The 2667-nt window shown below is 62.7% G+C and carries 4 protein-coding genes; all 4 read left to right on the top strand.

Annotation, left to right across the window (positions count from 1 at the left end; all coding sequences use genetic code 11):
* The first annotated feature begins 209 nt into the window (after nucleotides 1-209).
* The 4 genes from AWB68_RS43880 (at nucleotide 210) to AWB68_RS43865 (ending at nucleotide 2620) form a co-directional block, all read left to right on the top strand.
* Nucleotides 210-1388, top strand: a complete 1179-nt coding sequence (locus AWB68_RS43880) for an IS110 family RNA-guided transposase (RefSeq protein ID WP_087650317.1) — start codon at nucleotides 210-212, stop codon at nucleotides 1386-1388.
* A gap of 569 nt (nucleotides 1389-1957) precedes the next feature.
* Complete coding sequence (locus AWB68_RS43875; protein WP_087650316.1) at nucleotides 1958-2137, top strand: DUF29 family protein; 180 nt, start codon at nucleotides 1958-1960, stop codon at nucleotides 2135-2137.
* A gap of 16 nt (nucleotides 2138-2153) precedes the next feature.
* Nucleotides 2154-2408 (top strand): hypothetical protein, encoded by a 255-nt coding sequence (locus AWB68_RS43870; RefSeq protein WP_087650315.1) that lies wholly within the window; start codon nucleotides 2154-2156, stop codon nucleotides 2406-2408.
* Between the two features lie 2 nt (nucleotides 2409-2410).
* A complete protein-coding gene (locus AWB68_RS43865) occupies nucleotides 2411-2620 on the top strand; it encodes a hypothetical protein (RefSeq protein WP_200828969.1) in 210 nt (69 codons plus the stop codon).
* The last annotated feature ends 47 nt before the right edge of the window (nucleotides 2621-2667 follow it).

The following is a 2667-nucleotide window of genomic DNA, read 5'->3' as shown; positions in this document are numbered from 1 at the left end:
TGCCCAAAGCGCCTTCGACGCCACCTGCAAGAAACTCTATCGATTCCTTTGCCCCTTGTGAACGATGGCGCAAATCCGCGCAAGCGCGACGCCGTGTCTGTAACACCATACGAAAATTGAGGGGTCAAGATCCTATGAGCATCCCGGGCCAAGCGAGAGACTGATGCTTACAATCAGCATCGCGACGCCTACTTGTAGAGGAGATGATCATGGGCAACGACCAGAGATATCAGTCGGATACTGAAGAAGTGGTGTTGGCTGTTTCGCTCGAGCTCGCGGCCAGGAAGTGGAAGGTCGCGCTCCACGATGGCCGGCACGAGCGGCCCGCCCTGCATACGGTCGAACAGCCGCAGGCCGCAGCGCGCCTGCAGGCCGTGCTGGTCCTGATCGACCAGCACAAGGACAGGTGGTCCCTGCCGGCCGACGTGCGGGTGGTCGTGTGCTACGAGGCCGGCCAGGACGCGTTCTGGATCTGGCGTGCGCTGCAGGCCCACGGCATTGAGTGTTACGTCGTCGATCCCGCGAGCATCCCGGTCGAGCGTCGCAGGCGGCGTGCGAAGACCGACCGGCTTGATGCCATCAAGCTCGTCACCAACCTGCGTGCATGGCTGCGCGGCGAGCGCGACCGCATGCACGTGGTTCACGTGCCGTCCGCGCAGGATGAAGCGTCGCGCCACCTGGTGCGCGAACGCGGGCAGTTGCAGAAGGAAGTGCTGCAGCACCTTGACCGCATGCGCAAGCTGCTGGCCACGCTGGGCTGTTGGGATGAGGTCGATCACCGCGACTTCGCCGGCCGACTCGCGCGCGACGAGGTGCGGTGCCACGACGGCACGCCCCTGCCGCCCGAACTGCGCGAGCGGCTGCTGCGCGAGTGCGAACGGCTCGCGCTCGCCACCCAACAGTTCGACGCACTCGAGAAGACTCGTCAGGCCAGCGTGCCGGCACCCTCTCGCGCGCGCAGCGATGCCCTAACACGCCTGAAAGGCATTGGTGAAGTCAGCGCTTCACGCCTCGCGCTCGAACTCTACTGGCGCGATTTCCACAACCGGCGCCAGGTCGGGTCCTGTGTCGGACTGGTGCCCCAACCGTATGACAGCGGCGAGAGCCAGACCGACCAGGGCATCAGCAAACAGGGAAACCGGCGCGTACGCGCGTTATTGGTCGAGATGGCCTGGACCTGGCTGCGCTATCAGCCCGGCAGCGCACTCACCCAGTGGTTCAACCGGCGCACCCAGGGCACCGGCCCCAACCGCCGCGCCCGACGCATTGCCATCGTCGCCGTAGCACGGCGCCTGGCGATTGCCCTGTGGCGTTACCTCAAGGACGGCGTGATTCCCGAAGGCGCGCAACTGAAGCCCACTGGCCAGCCCGTCCCGCGCGCCAGCTGACGCCTCTCACGCAGCCTGCTACTCACAGGGTCTGAAGTGAACACGCCCGTGCCCGCCCTGGGTTGCCACAGCAACCGATGTTTCAAGATTGGGCGTGTTCCCGCACACGATTCCGGCGCAATGCGCATGCAGGATAGGGCTGGCTACACGCCAGCGGATAGAAGGTGAGTAAGACGTTGGGTCTTACGCGCGCGATGATCGGCTTCAGACATGAAACATGATCGCAGTAACAGTTGCCAGGAGGATCCTGCCTCATGATGATCAGGGGTTAACGAGCGCGGCCTTGCTTCCAGGCCTTGGCCTGTCCCTCAGCCAGCTACGGCTTCCGTATGCAGGCAAGGGCAGTCTTGCAGCCGCTCGCCAGACAGACATCGATTCAAAGCAAACCCTTGACAATTTGATGCTCATAGAAGGGCGGGCTTTAGCCCGGCGCAGCGACCCCTTGACGCCACGACGGTTTGCCACACTATGCGTTGGTCTTGAGCGCGGCATTCGAGCGCTCACGACCATGCAAACGAGTTCTTTGGTCTTGACGAATCTCTCACAATTCCCATCAAATCACCCACAGATTGCGCCGAGGAACCGAAATAATCGATCATGCCTATGAGATCGCGCGCCTCACCGCTATGCGCCAGACCGGCCTTCCCGCGGCGGCGTTTCCCGAGCGCTGTCCGTGGTCGCCCGATCAGGTGCTCGATGATGATTTCCTGCCGGGCGTGGCCGCGCTGCCGGGCGATATGTACGATTGATCCACCTCGACTACTGATGAGCCGAAGCCGCAAAAAAACGCCGATTTTCGCCCATACGACGAGCACCAGCGAAGCCGCTGACAAAGCCGCGTGGCACCGCCGGCATCGCGCCAAGGAGCGCGTTCGCCTGCTGACCGAAGGACAGAACTACCTGGAGCGAAGCCACCGCGAAAATAGCAACGCGGCGACGTTCGACAAGGACGGCATGAACCGCCTCCGATTTTTCTGGACACGATTTTGGGGTAAAACGTGTTTCTGGAAACGGAGTTGAACATGCTAAAGAAGTCGAAGATCGCCGAGGTTCTGCCGGGGGCGGTGGAAGGAGCGCGTAGCGCGACTGGAAACGCCCCCGGCGCGGCCGCCGAAGTGAAACGGTGGTCGGCCAATCGGAAGAAACAAGTCGTCTTGCGCTTGTTGCGCGGCGAGCCGGTGGACGCCATTTCGCGCGAAGTTTCGGTACCGATATACCGGCTCGAAGAATAGCGCGAGCGTGCCTTGGCCGGTATCGATGCTGGCCTCAAGGAGCGCGA

Origin of the sequence: Caballeronia choica, from assembly GCF_001544535.1 — a bacterium.
Taxonomy (GTDB): Bacteria; Pseudomonadota; Gammaproteobacteria; order Burkholderiales; family Burkholderiaceae; genus Caballeronia; species Caballeronia choica.
This window is presented reverse-complemented; position numbering and strand designations above follow the sequence as displayed.

Coding starts and splice junctions, on each gene's coding strand:
- AWB68_RS43880 (WP_087650317.1), top strand. CDS start 210: ATGGGCAACGACCAGAGATATCAGTCGGATACTGAAGAAGTGGTGTTG.
- AWB68_RS43870 (WP_087650315.1), top strand. CDS start 2,154: ATGAGCCGAAGCCGCAAAAAAACGCCGATTTTCGCCCATACGACGAGC.
- AWB68_RS43865 (WP_200828969.1), top strand. CDS start 2,411: ATGCTAAAGAAGTCGAAGATCGCCGAGGTTCTGCCGGGGGCGGTGGAA.